Below are 15199 nucleotides of genomic sequence, written 5' to 3'. Positions count from 1 at the left end.
CGGTATGGTTCGCCATAATTTCAGCGACTTGTCGGTCCAGACTGGCAAGTGGAGGTTAGAATGATCAGAATTGCCGTTTCAGCTTTCGCACTTGCTTTTGGAGCGCCAGCGCTTTCGTCGCAGGCGGCTGCTCAGCAGACGCAGACAATTGAAGGCATCATTACGATCGTTAATGACCAACCGATTTCCTACAGCGACGTCCGTGAGAGGGCGAGCCTGCTCCTTCTGACTCTCGGCGCCCAGCGGCCGTCCCAGGAACAGATTGCACAGATCACTGATCAGGCACTCGATGAATTGATCGATGAGAAGCTGCAAATTCAGGAATCGGCGGAATATGAAATCGAGGTTTCGGAACAAGAAATCAACGCCGCTGTTGCCGACATGGCTCGTCAGTCCGGTATGGATCGCGAGACCCTCCTCGGCGTATTGCGGGAGTCCGGGGTCGATCCCCAGAGTCTCCAGGAACAGATGCGCGCTGAAATCGCCTGGCGTCAGATCATGGGCGGGCTGTATGGCTCGCGCATCAGGATTTCCTCCAACCAGATCGACGAACGCCTGAAACGCCTCGAGACGAACGCTCAGAAGACGCAATACCGGCTTGGGGAAATTTTCCTTTACACCGCCAATGAACAGGAAAAACAGCAAGCCCTGAATGGCGCTGAAACAATTCTCGAGCAGCTGCGCAACGGCGCACCGTTTGAGGTTGCTGCGCAACGCTTTTCCTCCGCACCGACCTCAGCCGCAGGTGGAGATATGGGCTATGTTTCGCTGGCTGACGTCGATCCAGACGTCGCGGAAGCCGTTCGCGGCATGAATGAGCCCGGCTATAGTGACCCGATCGAAGTTGAGAATGGCGTCTATATCGTAGCTTACCGTGGCAAGCAGGATCCTTCGGAAACCGTGACTGTCGCCGACCTTATCCGTCTATCTGTTGAGAATGGTTCGGAAGACGATCTGATGGCCGCAACAGCAGCGGCAGATGGGTGCGAGGACATACAAGAGATTGCTGGAAATGACCCGAACCTGACGGCCACCGACCTCAGTGATGTTCGCCTTAATGACCTTGGCGCAGAAGGCCGGAACATGGTCGAATCGACGGAAATTGGAGCGGCTACGGATGTCTTCGCCATGGGGGGATCCATTGGCGTCATGTATGTGTGTTCACGTGACGAAAGCGGCAGCAGCCTGCCATCACGTGATGAAATTGAAGACCAGCTTTTTGCACGCCAGCTGAACATGATCTCACAGCGGGAACTGCGCGACCTGCGTCGTGAAGCGACCATCATTCATCGCGACCCCAGCGCACAAGGCGAAAACAGCACGCCACCAGCCGGGGCCACACCAGGTAACGCCGGAGGGTCCTAACCCGGAACCTGGCGTTATCCCGTCTAGGCAGCGCGCATAGGTCCATGATGGCCATTAAACCAGACACTCCCCCTCTCGCGGTTACCATGGGCGATCCTGCCGGGTGTGGACCGCAGATTACAGCACGGGCCTGGAATACTCTTAGACGTGAAAGCAGGCGCACACCGTTCTATGTCATCGCCGACCCGGCACTCTTTGCGTGTGAAACACAGGTAATCCAAGATCCAGCGGAGACTGGCACGTATTTCGATGACGCATTGCCAGTTCTTCCACTATCCGGAAGGTTGCCTGTTGTGCAGCCCGGCACAGCGGATAGTGCCGCTGCCGCAAGCATTCTCGAGAGCATTGAACGTGCGACCCGGCATGCACTCGAAGGCTATTCCGCCGGTGTCGTAACCAATCCCATCTCCAAGGCCGTACTTTACTCAGCGGGATTTCGTCATCCAGGCCACACTGAATATCTTGCAGCTATCTGTGAGGACGTCACAGGTGAACCTAATCCGCCCGTCATGATGCTTGCAGGCGGAGGGTTACGTGTTTCCCTTGTGACGATCCACGTTCCCCTGATGAGTATTCCCCAGCATCTGACACCGGATACCCTGGCTTCGGTTGCCCATACGACAAATCTCGCACTGAAACGCGATTTTGGCATCTCTCAACCACGTCTCGCGTTTACTGGCCTCAATCCTCACGCTGGCGAGAGCGGCAGCATTGGCACCGAGGAGCGCGATATTATCAATCCACTAGCCACGCAGCTGCGTGAAGCAGGCATGGATATTTCAGATGCACGCTCTGCCGATACGGTATTCGCGGAGATGCTCGATGGTCGCTTCGATGCTGTTATTGCAATGACTCACGATCAGGGGCTTATCCCGGTCAAGACACTGGACTTCTGGGGTGGGGTGAACACAACTCTCGGCCTGCCAATCATCCGAACCAGTCCGGATCATGGCACGGCCTATGATGCTGCCCGTGAAGGCACAGCCCGGCCCGACAGCCTGATTAGCGCCATAAGACTCGCCAGTGAAATGGCAGGCAACCGGCTGTCCCATGTCTGAGGATGATCCACCTTTCACCCAGGGCCGTGCACGAAAGGCGCTTGGCCAGCACTTCCTGTTTGATCCCGACATACTGCGTCGCACTGCTCTAGCCGCTGGGCCTGTCGAAGGAAGAACCGTTATTGAGGTCGGTCCGGGTCCCGGTGGCCTGACGCGCGCACTGCTGAACGAGGGCGCAGGAAAGGTGATTGCTGTAGAGGCTGATGACCGCTTCGCGAACGCCCTTGAGACATGGCCAGAAGCAAAAGACGGGCGTCTTCACATACACAATGCAGATGCCCGCAAGGTAGATTGGCCAAAGCTTGTAAGTTGCGCCGGCGGAACACAACCAGCCATGATCATCGCCAACCTGCCCTACAATGTCGGCACCCCCTTGGCCGTAAATTGGCTAAAGGCTGGTTCATGGCGCGGAGAGATGGCGCTGATGTTCCAGAAGGAAGTTGCCGAGCGCCTCGTCGCCGGACCGGGCAGCCCACATTATGGTCGCCTCGCCGTACTGGCCCATGCAGTTAGTAATCCCCACATCGCTTTTACGCTGCCGCCAGGTGCCTTCAAACCGCCGCCCAAGGTCGACAGTGCGGTCGCAGTGCTTGTTCCTCTACAACCGGAAAAGCAATTTGAAGACCTCGCCACGCTGGAGAAGGTGGCCGCGGCCGCATTTGGCCAGCGGCGCAAGATGCTGAGGGCTTCGCTCAAATCACTCGCGAAGACGAAGGGCATCGACGCAACTGAATGGCTCGAAAATTGTGGCATCGACCCGACAGCTCGCGCCGAAACGCTGTTACAAATTCAGTTCAGGGCGCTGGCAACAGCTTTTGCAGACGCATGAAAAGCCAAGCTTGAACGTAAATAAGGCTGCGCTCCTTTTAGGTAAGCGCAGCCTTTGAACAAGCCCACTTAATAATGGCTAGAATTGCTTTCTGACTGTAACCCCGAAGGTACGAGGCTGGTTTACGCGAAAACCAAGACGTGCACGCCCACCGCGTTCACGGTCAAAAGACAAGTCTGCATTCTCGTTGAACGCATTGTTGAGAAAGAGGGTGACCGTCCAGCTAGGATACTCCAGGCCGGTACTCAGATTCACGGTCTGATAAGCGTCGAGTTCCAGATCGACGATCTCCTGAGGGTTCTCGGCGCCCGTCAGCATCCCGAACGGTAGTCCTGTCGCAGACGGCAGTCCCTGCCCCGGAACCTGGTCACTGGGCTGGGTAAAACGTGATCCAATATGCTGGACAGACCCCGTCACGAAAGCCTGCGCATTTCCAGCCCAGTCTGCATTCCAGCGATATACACCTGATGCAGATATCTGGAGCTCGGGAACCGAAGGCAAGCGGTTACCTTCCTCAATTCCGCCGATGACCGTTCCGGTTCCATCTACAACCGTAGAATCGAACTCCGCTTCAATAAGGCTGGCCGCCAGAAAGAAATCGAGACCATCCGCCGGGCTGTAGGACAACTCGGTTTCCAAACCCGCCGTATGCGCTTTTTCCACGTTAAAGACGATGCGGGACGAACAGGATCCCGCATCCAGAGTTACCTGCAGATCTGATATGTCAGTGTAGAATGCCGCCGCATTGAAGGTCAGGTCGCCTGTCTGGGCCTTGAAACCGACTTCGTAGTTCCAGAGGGTTTCATCATCATAATCCTGAAAGCCGCCAAATATCTGTTCGTCTTCATCTGAACACAACGGCACATTTAGTGGATCATTTACGCCACCGAGGCGGAAGCCCTGGCTAGCCTGGGCATTTAGCGTAACTGACTCATTCACGTCATAGCTGGCCAGGAACCGGGGCGTGAAGCCGCTGGACGAGGTGGTGTCCATGACATTTGAATCACCATTCGCGAACAGGCCACCCGAGGAAATCGTGCGGTCTTCCTCAAAGTCGTAGAACCGGCCGCCGGCTGTCAGTGTCAGCCGGTCTGTAAGCTCATAACTGGCCTCGCCGAATACGGCGGTCTGTTCAAGAACGTAAAGAAGGTCCGAATTGAACGGTGAATCCGCCGGGTAGCCATTGGACACCGCTTCAGATGTGCCCGCTCCAAGGGCAGCATCTGTAAAGGCGTCATACCCTGGCGTTGGAAGGCGTTGATTGTAATCGCGCTCCAAGTCCGCATAGAAAACACCTACAAGCCATTCCAGTGGGCCCGTTCCATTGGAACTCAGACGTAACTCCTGAGTGAACGACTGGTAGGCCGTCGAGTCACGCAGGTTTGAAGGTATCGAGAACGCCGCCGGATCAAACCCCAAGTCCAGAGAGACACTATGTGTCAGCGAGCTTGCATCACGGCTTACCAGTATGTCGCGGTCTGTATAAGTTGTTACCGAGGTCAGATCGACCGGGCCGAAATTGAATTCAGCAGTCACATCACCAATCAGGGTTTCATCCTCGAAAGCTTCTTCGAGAAGGAGATACTGCGTATTTTCGCCCGGCGCCGGCCCACCGGTAAGCCAGTTAAAGGCTTCTTCACGGTTAAAGCCATCAGCGCTGATCTCCTGATACACAATACGCGGCGTTACCGAGATGCGGTCGGTGAGATTGAGTGTCAGAGCGGCGCGGCCACCTGTGCGGTTACCAGAGTTCACATCCTCCCGTCGACCTGTCGGCGTCTCGGCATCGATGAACCCGGCATACTCGGTATGATACCCGACCAGACGTAGGGCGGACTGCCCCTCAACAAGTGGCAGGTTCACGGCTCCCTTCAGGTATCCGCCCGTCCCGCCATCGTCGATCGTACTCAGCTGCGCTTCGGCCTTGCCCTCGAATTCATCAACATTCGGCTGATTGGTGATGTAGCGTACGGTTCCGCCAACAGAGCCTGACCCGAACAGTGTACCCTGAGGGCCACGCAAGGTCTCGACCCGGTTGAGGTCAAACAGGTCAATATCAGGCGTAAAAAGCGAGAGGGATATGACCGACTCATCGAGATACACACCAACCTGTTCTTTCACGCCCGGCTGGTCACGTACGATCTGACCAGCTGACACACCGCGGATGGCCACCTGGCTTTGTCCCGGGCCCAGATTCTGGATCGAAAGGCCGGCAACATTGCGCGACAAGTCCTCAAGATTGGTAGACCCAGTAACGGCAATGTCTTCCTGCGTCTGGGCATTGATGGAGAATGGCACATCCTGAAGGGTCTGCGCACGCTTTGTCGCCGTGACGATGATGGTTTTCTGGCGTGCCTCAGCCTCGCGCTCAACCGGATCCGGGCCACCATCCTGCGCGATTGCGACAAGGCCCGATGATAGAAACAAGGCAAGAGCCGTGCTTCCGCGTGCAGTGCATTTGATGGTATTGCTCAATATTTCCTCCCATTTTTCTTTATTCCGGGAGTATGTGACGCAGGGGAAGGTCGAGCAATTACAAATACAATTATTCTGTCATCTTCCTGTCAGAAACCAGATTCATGTGGCTAACAAGCATCAGGATTTGAGGTAGAAGAGGCGACTTAAGCCTCGCCCATAAGCTCTCGAACATGATCTTCCAGGCTCAGTTGACGGAGGCGTTTGAGCCGCTCAACCAGCAGGATTCGCTCGAGCCGATGATACGCAATCTCCAGATCGTCATTCACGATGGCGTAATCATAGCGCCGCCAGTGACGCATCTCGGCGCGTGCATCACGCATGCGTCGCTCAACGATTTCATCCGTAGAGCCCGGGCGGGCCGCCAGACGTCCTTTTAACGCCTCGATACTGGGCGGAAGAATAAATACTGATACCACGTCACGTGGCATCTGGTCATGTAGCGCATCAGCACCCTGCCAGTCGACATCGAACAGGACGTCATGCCCACTTGCCAAGAGAGCCTCAGTGTCGGCACGCGGGGTGCCATAAAGGTTGTCGAAAACAAGCGCCCATTCGAGGAACTCACGCTTGCGAATCATCTCGCGAAATTCATCACGTGTCTTGAAATGATAATCGACGCCATTGGTTTCACCAGGACGCGGCGGACGCGTTGTCGCCGAAACAGAAAGCTTTATATCGTCGAACCGGTCCATGAGCTTGCGGCAGAGTGTTGTCTTGCCTGCGCCCGAAGGCGATGAAATCACAAGCATCAATCCACGGCGTTCGCCCTGGTCCTTGGGGTGTCCGCTATTCGACATTTGCGGCCTGCTCCTTGACCTGATCCACCAGTCCTTTGAGCGCGAGTCCCTCATTCGTCAAATCAAGGCTCGCTGATTTTGAACAAAGTGTATTGGCTTCGCGATTGAATTCCTGAGTCAGGAAATCGAACTTCCGCCCAATAGCCCCGCCCTGCGCGAGCAATTCCAGGGCCGTTGCTATATGGGCCCGGAGACGATCCAGCTCTTCACGTACATCTGCCTTGGCAGCAGATAACGCGATTTCGGCAGCCATCCTGTCCGCATCGACAGAACTGTCAGCTTCAAGCTCGATGAGCTGCTTTTCGAGGCGCGCTTTCAATAAACGCGGCTGACTCGCGGCTAGCCCTTCAGCCCGCGCCACAGCAGCATCCATGTCATTCAGGTGGCTTTCCAGCAAACGCGCCAGTGCTTCGCCTTCAGCATTTCGTGCGCCCGCGAGTTCTGAGAGCAAAGCGTCACCCGCTGCTTGCAACATGCCCACCGTATTCTCATCCGCGGCAATATCTCGTGTGGATTGACTGCCAGCTTCGACAACACCTTTCACGCCCATAAGTGTGGCGAGCGCATCACTATCACTCACTGAACGCCCAGACTGAGCCTCATAAGCTTTCACGAGCGCCTGCAAAGCAGTTTCGTTTACGCTCAGTGTTTCAGTTCCGCCGCTGATCTCAATACGCAGGCCGAGTTGAAGGTTTCCGCGCGTGAAGTGCTGCTTGGCAGCCCGCTTCATGTGCTGGTCAAGCGTCTCGAAGCCCGAGGGGGTATTTACCCGTACATCCAGGGAACGACCGTTTACGCTCTTGGCTTCCCAGGCCCAGCTGCCCCACTCTGCCTCGCCGGCTACACGGGCAAACCCAGTCATTGAAGAAACACGTGCCTTCAATTGCTCCGCTCCCGTTCGATTTCCTTGCGCTCATACGCCCTGTAGGCTGCCACATTGCGATTATGCTCGGCGAGCGTTTCAGCAAAAACATGCCCGCCTTTCCCATCAGCAACGAAGAAAATATAATCAGTTTCAGGCGGATTGAGGACCGCCGCAATGGAGGCCCGGCCCGGATTACAGATTGGAGTTTTCGGCAATCCGTCGATTTCGTAGGTATTCCAGTCTGTCACCCTGTCCAGTTCAGAACGATAGAGTGTACGGCGGACCTCTTTGCCATTGATCGTCCGTGTGAGCGGTTCACCACGCGAAACGCCATAGATGACAGTTGGATCGCTTTCCAGCCGCATGCCACGCTTCAACCGCTGCGTGAACAGGCCAGCGACGAGATCCCGTTCACTGGCATCCGCAGTTTCTTTCTCGACGATGGAAGCCAGGATCAAGGCCTCTTCAGGTGTGTCGACCGGCAGGTCTTCACCACGTTCGGCCCAAAGCTTTTCAAGAAGCTTGTCCTGAGCGGCCTCCATCCGTTCGAGAAGCTGGGCACGTGAAGTGTCCGAAGGAAAAATATAGGTATCAGGGAGAAGCGTTCCCTCCGCGATCTCGCGCTCGGGCATATCTCCGACAAGCTCCTCGTGGGCCTCGATACGCCGCAGGATTTGTGCCGTCGTCCACCCCTCAGGGATCGTGATACGATACTCGATGACATCGCCTGACACGAGCTTGGCAAGTATGTCCGCGACCGAGGCCTGGGGCGAAATAGCATACTCGCCCACCTTGATAGCCGCCTCATCCCCTTCGAGGCGCGCATGCAAACGCATAGCGCGTGAATGCCTGATCAGGCCCTGCTCTTCCAGCCTGTCGGCCACACTTGCTAGGTGCTCTCCAGATTTGACTTCAAAAGTTGCCTCCTGCGGGGCCGGTCCGGGCTTGGAAATTTCACTTTGCAGCCATAGCCAGCCGGCTCCAAGCGCACCGCCACCGAGGACGATGCTGATGAAGACAAGCGCTATAATGGCTTTCAGGAAACGCATGGGTTCGACTCAGGTTGGCGGGGCCCAGACTGCATCAGGGACCCGCCCAATGGAACTAGTCGACCTGCTTGAGAATGAGACAGGCATTCGTGCCGCCGAAACCGAAACTGTTCGACATGGCTGCGCGCACATTGCCTTTCTTGGCGGCGTGCGGGATCAGGTCGATATCGGTTTCAACACTCGGATTATCGAGATTGAGTGTCGGTGGCATGATCTGGTCGCGGATGGCCAGCGCAGAGAAAGCAGCTTCGATTGCACCTGCTGCTCCAAGCAGGTGGCCTACAGCCGACTTTGTAGAAGAAAGCGACAGATTTTTCGCGTGCTCTCCAAATATCCGTTCGACGGCACCCACCTCACCTTCGTCACCTTTCGGCGTCGAGGTGCCATGTGTGTTCACATAATCAATCTCGGATACATCGAGTCCCGAATGACCGAGCGCCATCTTCATCGCGCGATAGCCGCCTTCGGAGCCTTCGGCCGGAGCTGTGATGTGATATGCATCACCCGTCAGGCCATATCCGGAGACTTCGGCATAGATCTTCGCACCACGCGCTTTAGCATGCTCATACTCTTCAAGCATGAGGATGGCAGCCCCCTCACCCATGACGAAGCCGTCCCGGTCCCTATCATAAGGACGTGAGGCTTTCTCGGGCGTGTCGTTGAAGCTGGTGGACATGGCTTTGGCCGCACAAAAACCGGCAATACCGATTTCGCAGATAACGGCCTCGGAACCCCCGCACAGCATCATGTCCGCATCGCCATACTGGATCAGGCGTGCTGAATCGCCGATCGCGTGCGCGCCTGTCGCGCAGGCGGTGACGACAGAATGGTTCGGCCCCTTGTAACCATGGCGGATCGATACCTGCCCGGAGGCGAGGTTGATCAGCGAAGAAGGAATGAAGAACGGGCTCACCCGCTTCGCGCCTTTTTCATGCAAGGTTATGGAGGTTTCATAGATTGACTGAAGGCCGCCAATCCCTGAACCGATCAGAACACCAGTCCGCTCCCTGTCTTCATCCGTTTTGGGCTCCCACCCGGAATCGGTAACAGCTTCATCGGATGCGGCCAGAGCATAAAGGATGAACTCATCAATCCGGCGACGTTCCTTGGCGCTGGCGGCCTTGTCTGGGTCGAAGGCGTGCGGATCATCCGCGCTGCCGCCCCCCCGGCCGTCATTCCACGGCACCTGGAAAGCGATCTTGCAGGGAACATCCTTGGTGTCGAACACATCGATCGGTCCGGCACCGGACTTTCCGGCGAGGAGTCTTTCCCATGTGGCTTCACGACCGCTAGCTAACGGCGAAACAAGCCCGATCCCGGTAATGACAACGCGGCGCATCAGCAATCCTTCTAGGAGACGTGAGCCTTGATGTGGGTGACAGCGTCACCAACCGTGCGGATATTCTCCTGCACATCATCGGGAATCTCGATGTTGAATTCCTCTTCGAAGGCCATGACCAGCTCGACCAGGTCCAGCGAGTCGGCACCGAGGTCGTCGATAAAGCTCGCCGACTCCGTAACCTTGTCTTCTTCAACGTCGAGATTCTCGACAACGATCTTTTTAACACGCTCGAAAACGTCAGACATGGAAACCTCTCTCATGATGTCTGATTGGAAGACCGATCCGGTCTTGAATGCCCGTTAGCACGAAGATTAATACGACGCCAAGGGCTGTGACTGTTCGGTTCGCCCTCTTTTATACCATCGCCATGCCGCCATTCACATGCAAGGTCTGCCCTGTGACATAAGCGGCTTCATCTGAAGCGAGATAAGCTACAGCGGCAGCAATGTCACTGCCCTGTCCGAGTTTGCCCGTTGGAATCTGGCCCAGAAGCGCCTCCTTTTGCGCCTCTGGAAGCCCATCTGTCATCGGCGATTCGATAAAGCCGGGAGCGACACAATTCGCCGTGATACCACGACTGGCGACTTCCTGCGCAAGTGATTTCGTAAAGCCAATCATACCAGCCTTAGAAGCGCAATAATTCGCTTGTCCGGGATTACCCATCACACCAACGATCGAGGTGATACCGATAATGCGCCCATGCTTGCGCTTCATCATCCCTCGCATACAGGATTTGGTCAGCCTGAAATAAGATCCAAGATTGACGTTGAGGACATCATTCCAGTCCTCGTCTTTCATACGCATCAGTAGTCCGTCACGTGTAATGCCGGCATTGGCCACAAGGATGTCCAGCGGCGCCATCGCCTCCTCAGCCTTGCCAACCAGACCATCGACGGAATCTGGATCAGAAAGATTACAAGGCACGATAGCCACTTCACCTGGAAGCGTGGCTTTTACCTCTTCGAGCACATTTTCGCGTGTCCCCGAAAGCACGACCTTGGCACCCGCTTCAGAAAGGGATTTCGCGATCGCGCGCCCAATACCACCTGAGGCCCCTGTGACCAGTGCCGTGCGGCCTGTCAGATCAAACATGAATGTTCTTCTCCCAGAGATGTCGCTCTTGTTTGGCTGTCTTGTTTTCTGTTGTCGCCTCAGCCGAGACGTTGTGCAACCGATTCGATCTCTTCGGGCGTGCCCAATGTCAGTCCTTCGATCTGCTTCGCAGTACGGCGATTCATGACCGTGAGGACTTTCCCCGCCCCAGCTTCAACGAAGAGCTGAACATCCTGCCCTGCCATGTACTCAACACTTTCGCGCCAGCGTACCTGGCCTGTCACCTGTTCGATCAACTGCTGGCGGATGGCAACTGGATCGCTACCGGCTTGAGCGGTGACATTGGCCACCAGAGGTGCACCCGGGGCAGCAATCTCGATCTCTGAAAGCGCCTTCATCATCTGGTCTGCAGCCGGTTGCATCAATGAGCAATGGAATGGCGCACTCACCGGCAGCATCATCGCTTTCTTCACACCGACGTCGGACACCCTGGAGGCTGCCAGCTCTACGGCTGCTTTGGAACCAGAAATCACGATCTGTCCGGGTGCATTATCATTCGCGATTTCGCAAACCCCACCCTCAGAGGCTCCGATCGCGCAAAGCTGGCTGGCCTGTTCAGGATCTGCACCCAAGAGAGCAGCCATCGCACCTTCGCCTGCTGGCACGGCTGCTTGCATAGCATTGCCGCGGATACGGAGAGTCCGGGCTGCATCGCCCACTGAAATAGCACCACTTGCTGCCAGTGCAGAATATTCTCCAAGCGAGTGCCCGGCGACGAAGGCGGCACGTTCTGCACCAGTGCCGGCCTCAGCCTCCAGTGCGCGCATCACGGCTACACTGACAGTCATTAGCGCTGGCTGGGTATTCGACGTCAGCTTCAACTCATCTTCGTCACCGGTCCACATAAGCTCGGAAAGCTTCTGCCCGAGAGCTTCGTCGACTTCATCGAACACAGCCCGAGCTGCTGGAAATGCGTCGGCAAGATCCTTTCCCATGCCGATGAACTGGCTACCCTGTCCTGGAAAGATGAAGGCAAATTTCGTCATGAGGCCCTGCCTTTTTGTGTAACGGAATCGTCTTGTCTCTTAAGCGCATTGCCTAGAAGGCTCCCTCACAATGCGCAAGTATCGGGTGGAGTCAGCATATTTCTGGATGATCGACCTACTGACGCAAGAAAGCCTGAATCGACCGAAACAGAAGGCGCGTTGGACGTCATACCCTGCCAGATACTGCCCGCTAAGCTTGATTCTTTCGTGCAGTTGAGGTTTAAGCCCGAGCTTCACCAAGGCTGCGGTCCTGCGGTGCGGAATGAGCCGTGCCATCCAGGGGCCATCGCCGGATGGGTTTCCCGCCCAACCTGCGCCGCAGTCTGTATATTTAGGGAATGACAAATGGCATTTTATGAACACGTGCTGATTGCCCGGCCGGACATCTCGCCTGCTCAGGTCGAGAGCCTGACCGAAGAGCTTTCAGAGTTTCTGAAAAGCAATGGCGCCAAAGTCGGCAAGACCGAGTATTGGGGCCTGCGTAACCTCTCCTATCCGATCAACAAGCAGCGCAAGGGACATTACACCCTGCTGAATCTTGAGGCCCCGTCGGAAGCCATCAAAGAACTTGAGCGCCGTCAGCGGATCTCCGACGACGTCATCCGCTACATGACGGTACGCGTTGACGAGCTCGACGACGAGCCGTCCGCCATGATGGGCCGTAAGGGCCGTAAGGACTAAGGGAGAAAGATATGTCTTCAGAAAGCTCCACGGGTGATATCAATATCACCAACATCCCTGCCCGGCGCACTTTCAACCGCCGCCGCAAGGTCGATCCGTTTTCCGGCGAAGGCGCACCGGCGATCGACTATAAGGATATCAAGCTCCTGCAGCGCTACATCTCCGAAAAGGGCAAGATCGTGCCCAGCCGGATCACTGCAGTGAACGTCAAGAACCAGCGCAAGCTCGCACGTGCCATCAAGCGCGCACGTATGCTCGCGCTCCTGCCAATCAGCGTGAAATAGGAGGACACCTCATGGATATCATCCTTCTAGAACGCGTCGAAAATCTCGGCGAACTTGGTGAAGAGGTTCAGGTCAAGAACGGCTTTGCCCGGAACTTCCTCCTGCCACGCGGCAAGGCCCTGATTGCCAACGATCAGAACCGCGCCCGCTTCGTCGCCGAACGCGAGGCTATCGAGAAGCGCAATGCTGATGCCCGTGCCGAAGCCCAGAAGACCGGCGACTCGCTCGAGGGCACCGACTTGGTTCTGCTGCGTCAGTCCTCTGATACAGGCAATCTTTACGGCTCGGTTTCGACCCGTGACATCTCCGAAGGCCTCGCTGAGAAGGGCTTCAAGATTACACGCGGCCAGATCAAGCTGGACCAGCCGATCAAGACGATCGGGGTCTACGAGATGGGCATTCGCCTTCATGCCGAGGTTCTGGTGAACATTACCGTGAACGTCGCACGCTCGATGGAAGAAGCCGAGCGCCAGGCTGCCGGCGAGAACATCATCGAGACACTTCAGGCCGAACAGCAGGGCATCGAGTCGGAACAGGCTTCCGAACGTGCCGAAGCCGCTGCCGAGCTTGAAGAAGAAACACGCGAGACTGAAGAAGAATAGATCTTCCCGTCTCATCACACGCAGAAAGGCCGCGCCCGCAAGAGCGCGGCCTTTTTTATTCCCTTCACCATGGGCCAGCCATCAGGTACATCTGATGACACAAAACCTGCCAGTCCGGGGGAACATGATTTCCACAAGCGAGCCATCCGCTGTGGAATGTAATGCCGGACGCTGCGTAAAGATGAGAGTCAAGCCTGCAATCCCTTACACCGCTTGGCTAATGTAGCGGACCAATCCAGACTGGTGGCGCTGATGAACGATATGTCCAATCCGCCCTCGACAATCGAGGCCCCGCACAACCTGTCGGCTGAAGCCGCCGTGATAGGTGCGGTGCTTTATGACAATAACGCCTTCCAGCGCGTCGCCGACATTCTGCGCCCGACAGATTTCTACTCGATTCCCCATCAGGAAATATTCGAGGTCTGCTCGACCATGATTCAGTCCGGCCGCGTGGCTGACGGCATCACGCTCAGCGAACACTTTGAAAAGGCCGACAAGCTGAAGGACATCGGCGGGGCCGCCTATCTTGGTGAACTCCTGCAATCAGCAGCGTTCGGACCAGAAATCTCTGACTACGCTCACATGATCCGCGATCTGGCGATGCGGCGGGAACTGATCGATATTGGCGCGAGTGTGCAGCAGCGCGCCCACACCCCTGCACCTGACGAGAACGGCGACCGCCAGCTGGAACTGGCCGAGCGCTCCCTGTTCGACCTTGCCGACCGGGGTTCGTCGGGCCGCGGGTTTCATACCTTCGCTTCAGCGCTCAAAGAGTCGCTGCACATGGCCGAAGCCGCCTATCAGCGTGACGGAAAGATCGCCGGCATCGCCTCACATCTTGACGATCTCGACCAGAAACTAGGTGGCTTTCACCCGTCCGACCTCGTTATCCTCGCCGGTCGCCCATCAATGGGTAAGACGACGCTTGCGACGAACATCGCTTTCAATGCTGCCCATGCCTGCCGGCGCGAGACACAGGAAGATGGTTCGAAGAAAACAGTGGACGGTGCCGTCGTCGCTTTTTTCTCACTGGAAATGTCATCCGAGCAGCTGGCGACGCGCATCATCGCCGAACGAACCAGCATCAATGCTCACCGCATCCGTCAGGGCGATCTCGACAAGCATGACTTCGAGAAGATTCGGGAAGCCACCGAAGAGCTTCAGAACCTTCCCCTCTACATTGATGACCAGGGCGGTATCTCTGTCAGCCAGCTTTCGGCTCGTGCCCGGCGCCTGAAACGCACGGTCGGCCTCGACATGATCGTGATCGACTATCTCCAGCTGCTGACCTCCACATCAGGCAAGGCGAGCGACTCGCGCGTGCAGGAGATCACCCAGATCACGATGTCGCTGAAAGCCCTCGCCAAAGACCTCAATGTGCCGGTCATTGCCCTGTCCCAGCTCTCGCGACAGGTCGAACAACGTGACGATAAACGCCCGCAACTGTCAGACCTTCGCGAATCCGGCTCTATCGAACAGGACGCCGACGTCGTGATGTTCGTATATCGCGAGTCCTATTACCTTGAGCGCACCGAGCCTCAGGCTTCGCCGGATGACCCGAATGCCGGCGAAAAATGGACGAAATGGCGCCAGCGCATGGATGAAGTCTACGGCACGGCAGAAGTCATTATCGGCAAGCAACGCCACGGCCCGATCGGTCGCGTTACCCTCGCCTTCGATGCCAACACGACCCGATTCGGCAATCTCGAACGCCCGGTGCCGGATGGGGAATTCGAATAAGCCCTTGTAA

General features: G+C 56.5%; 15 protein-coding genes. 7 read left to right on the top strand and 8 right to left on the bottom strand.

From position 1 onward, the window contains the following. Nucleotides 1–48 precede the first annotated feature (48 nt). Genes Q1K31_RS07615 through rsmA form a run of 3 tightly spaced genes read left to right on the top strand, consistent with a single transcriptional unit; the run spans nucleotide 49 to nucleotide 3252 of the window. On the top strand, nucleotides 49–1365 hold the full coding sequence (locus Q1K31_RS07615; RefSeq protein WP_367187543.1) for a SurA N-terminal domain-containing protein: 1317 nt from the start codon (nucleotides 49–51) through the stop codon (nucleotides 1363–1365). Between the two features lie 44 nt (nucleotides 1366–1409). After that, entirely contained in the window at nucleotides 1410–2423 is a 1014-nt protein-coding gene (gene pdxA / locus Q1K31_RS07610; RefSeq protein ID WP_300378430.1) for a 4-hydroxythreonine-4-phosphate dehydrogenase PdxA, read from the top strand. Next, complete coding sequence (gene rsmA, locus Q1K31_RS07605) at nucleotides 2416–3252, top strand: 16S rRNA (adenine(1518)-N(6)/adenine(1519)-N(6))-dimethyltransferase RsmA (RefSeq protein WP_300378428.1); 837 nt, start codon at nucleotides 2416–2418, stop codon at nucleotides 3250–3252. The genes pdxA and rsmA overlap by 8 nt, the downstream gene beginning before the upstream one ends. A 78-nt stretch (nucleotides 3253–3330) precedes the next feature. Here rsmA and Q1K31_RS07600 read toward each other — a convergent pair whose 3' ends face one another. The 8 genes from Q1K31_RS07600 to fabD form a co-directional block, all read right to left on the bottom strand. Then, on the bottom strand, nucleotides 3331–5727 hold the full coding sequence (locus Q1K31_RS07600; RefSeq protein WP_300378426.1) for a TonB-dependent receptor: 2397 nt from the start codon (nucleotides 5725–5727) through the stop codon (nucleotides 3331–3333). Between the two features lie 146 nt (nucleotides 5728–5873). Beyond that, nucleotides 5874–6527: a guanylate kinase gene (gene gmk / locus Q1K31_RS07595; RefSeq protein WP_300378424.1), complete on the bottom strand. Its 654-nt coding sequence runs from the start codon at nucleotides 6525–6527 to the stop codon at nucleotides 5874–5876. Next, on the bottom strand, nucleotides 6517–7410 hold the full coding sequence (locus tag Q1K31_RS07590; protein ID WP_300378422.1) for a YicC/YloC family endoribonuclease: 894 nt from the start codon (nucleotides 7408–7410) through the stop codon (nucleotides 6517–6519). The genes gmk and Q1K31_RS07590 overlap by 11 nt, the downstream gene beginning before the upstream one ends. Further along, nucleotides 7407–8441 carry an endolytic transglycosylase MltG gene (gene mltG / locus Q1K31_RS07585; RefSeq protein ID WP_300378420.1) on the bottom strand — a complete coding sequence of 345 codons (1035 nt, stop codon included), beginning with the start codon at nucleotides 8439–8441 and terminating at the stop codon, nucleotides 7407–7409. The genes Q1K31_RS07590 and mltG overlap by 4 nt, the downstream gene beginning before the upstream one ends. Nucleotides 8442–8496: 55 nt before the next feature. Beyond that, a complete protein-coding gene (gene fabF, locus Q1K31_RS07580; RefSeq protein WP_300378418.1) occupies nucleotides 8497–9780 on the bottom strand; it encodes a beta-ketoacyl-ACP synthase II in 1284 nt (427 codons plus the stop codon). An 11-nt stretch (nucleotides 9781–9791) separates the two neighbouring features. Further along, nucleotides 9792–10028 (bottom strand): acyl carrier protein, encoded by a 237-nt coding sequence (locus Q1K31_RS07575; RefSeq protein WP_084396812.1) that lies wholly within the window; start codon nucleotides 10026–10028, stop codon nucleotides 9792–9794. Nucleotides 10029–10137: 109 nt separating this feature from the next. Next, nucleotides 10138–10875, bottom strand: coding sequence for a 3-oxoacyl-[acyl-carrier-protein] reductase (gene fabG, locus Q1K31_RS07570; RefSeq protein WP_300378414.1), 738 nt, complete (start codon nucleotides 10873–10875; stop codon nucleotides 10138–10140). 59 nt (nucleotides 10876–10934) lie between these two features. Next, nucleotides 10935–11882, bottom strand: a complete 948-nt coding sequence (gene fabD / locus Q1K31_RS07565; RefSeq protein WP_300378412.1) for an ACP S-malonyltransferase — start codon at nucleotides 11880–11882, stop codon at nucleotides 10935–10937. A gap of 345 nt (nucleotides 11883–12227) precedes the next feature. On the opposite strand from fabD, the gene rpsF reads away from it, so the two are divergent. The 4 genes from rpsF to Q1K31_RS07545 all read left to right on the top strand — a co-directional run bounded on the left by rpsF (nucleotide 12228) and on the right by Q1K31_RS07545 (nucleotide 15189). After that, nucleotides 12228–12563, top strand: coding sequence for a 30S ribosomal protein S6 (gene rpsF, locus Q1K31_RS07560; RefSeq protein WP_300378410.1), 336 nt, complete (start codon nucleotides 12228–12230; stop codon nucleotides 12561–12563). Between the two features lie 11 nt (nucleotides 12564–12574). Beyond that, nucleotides 12575–12847 carry a 30S ribosomal protein S18 gene (rpsR, locus tag Q1K31_RS07555; protein ID WP_300378408.1) on the top strand — a complete coding sequence of 91 codons (273 nt, stop codon included), beginning with the start codon at nucleotides 12575–12577 and terminating at the stop codon, nucleotides 12845–12847. A gap of 11 nt (nucleotides 12848–12858) precedes the next feature. Continuing rightward, on the top strand, nucleotides 12859–13449 hold the full coding sequence (gene rplI / locus Q1K31_RS07550) for a 50S ribosomal protein L9 (RefSeq protein ID WP_300378406.1): 591 nt from the start codon (nucleotides 12859–12861) through the stop codon (nucleotides 13447–13449). 252 nt (nucleotides 13450–13701) lie between these two features. After that, nucleotides 13702–15189: a replicative DNA helicase gene (locus Q1K31_RS07545; RefSeq protein WP_300378404.1), complete on the top strand. Its 1488-nt coding sequence runs from the start codon at nucleotides 13702–13704 to the stop codon at nucleotides 15187–15189. The last annotated feature ends 10 nt before the right edge of the window (nucleotides 15190–15199 follow it).

This window comes from Henriciella sp. (genome assembly GCF_029936995.1).
Lineage (GTDB): Bacteria > Pseudomonadota > Alphaproteobacteria > Caulobacterales > Hyphomonadaceae > Henriciella.
Note: the sequence above shows the minus strand (reverse complement) of the source record. Positions and strands in the feature narration are given on the sequence as shown.

Coding starts and splice junctions, on each gene's coding strand:
- Q1K31_RS07575 (WP_084396812.1), bottom strand. CDS start 10,028: ATGTCTGACGTTTTCGAGCGTGTTAAAAAGATCGTTGTCGAGAATCTC.
- gmk (WP_300378424.1), bottom strand. CDS start 6,527: ATGTCGAATAGCGGACACCCCAAGGACCAGGGCGAACGCCGTGGATTG.
- Q1K31_RS07545 (WP_300378404.1), top strand. CDS start 13,702: ATGAACGATATGTCCAATCCGCCCTCGACAATCGAGGCCCCGCACAAC.
- fabG (WP_300378414.1), bottom strand. CDS start 10,875: ATGTTTGATCTGACAGGCCGCACGGCACTGGTCACAGGGGCCTCAGGT.
- rplI (WP_300378406.1), top strand. CDS start 12,859: ATGGATATCATCCTTCTAGAACGCGTCGAAAATCTCGGCGAACTTGGT.
- pdxA (WP_300378430.1), top strand. CDS start 1,410: ATGATGGCCATTAAACCAGACACTCCCCCTCTCGCGGTTACCATGGGC.
- fabD (WP_300378412.1), bottom strand. CDS start 11,882: ATGACGAAATTTGCCTTCATCTTTCCAGGACAGGGTAGCCAGTTCATC.
- fabF (WP_300378418.1), bottom strand. CDS start 9,780: ATGCGCCGCGTTGTCATTACCGGGATCGGGCTTGTTTCGCCGTTAGCT.
- rsmA (WP_300378428.1), top strand. CDS start 2,416: ATGTCTGAGGATGATCCACCTTTCACCCAGGGCCGTGCACGAAAGGCG.
- mltG (WP_300378420.1), bottom strand. CDS start 8,441: ATGCGTTTCCTGAAAGCCATTATAGCGCTTGTCTTCATCAGCATCGTC.
- rpsF (WP_300378410.1), top strand. CDS start 12,228: ATGGCATTTTATGAACACGTGCTGATTGCCCGGCCGGACATCTCGCCT.
- rpsR (WP_300378408.1), top strand. CDS start 12,575: ATGTCTTCAGAAAGCTCCACGGGTGATATCAATATCACCAACATCCCT.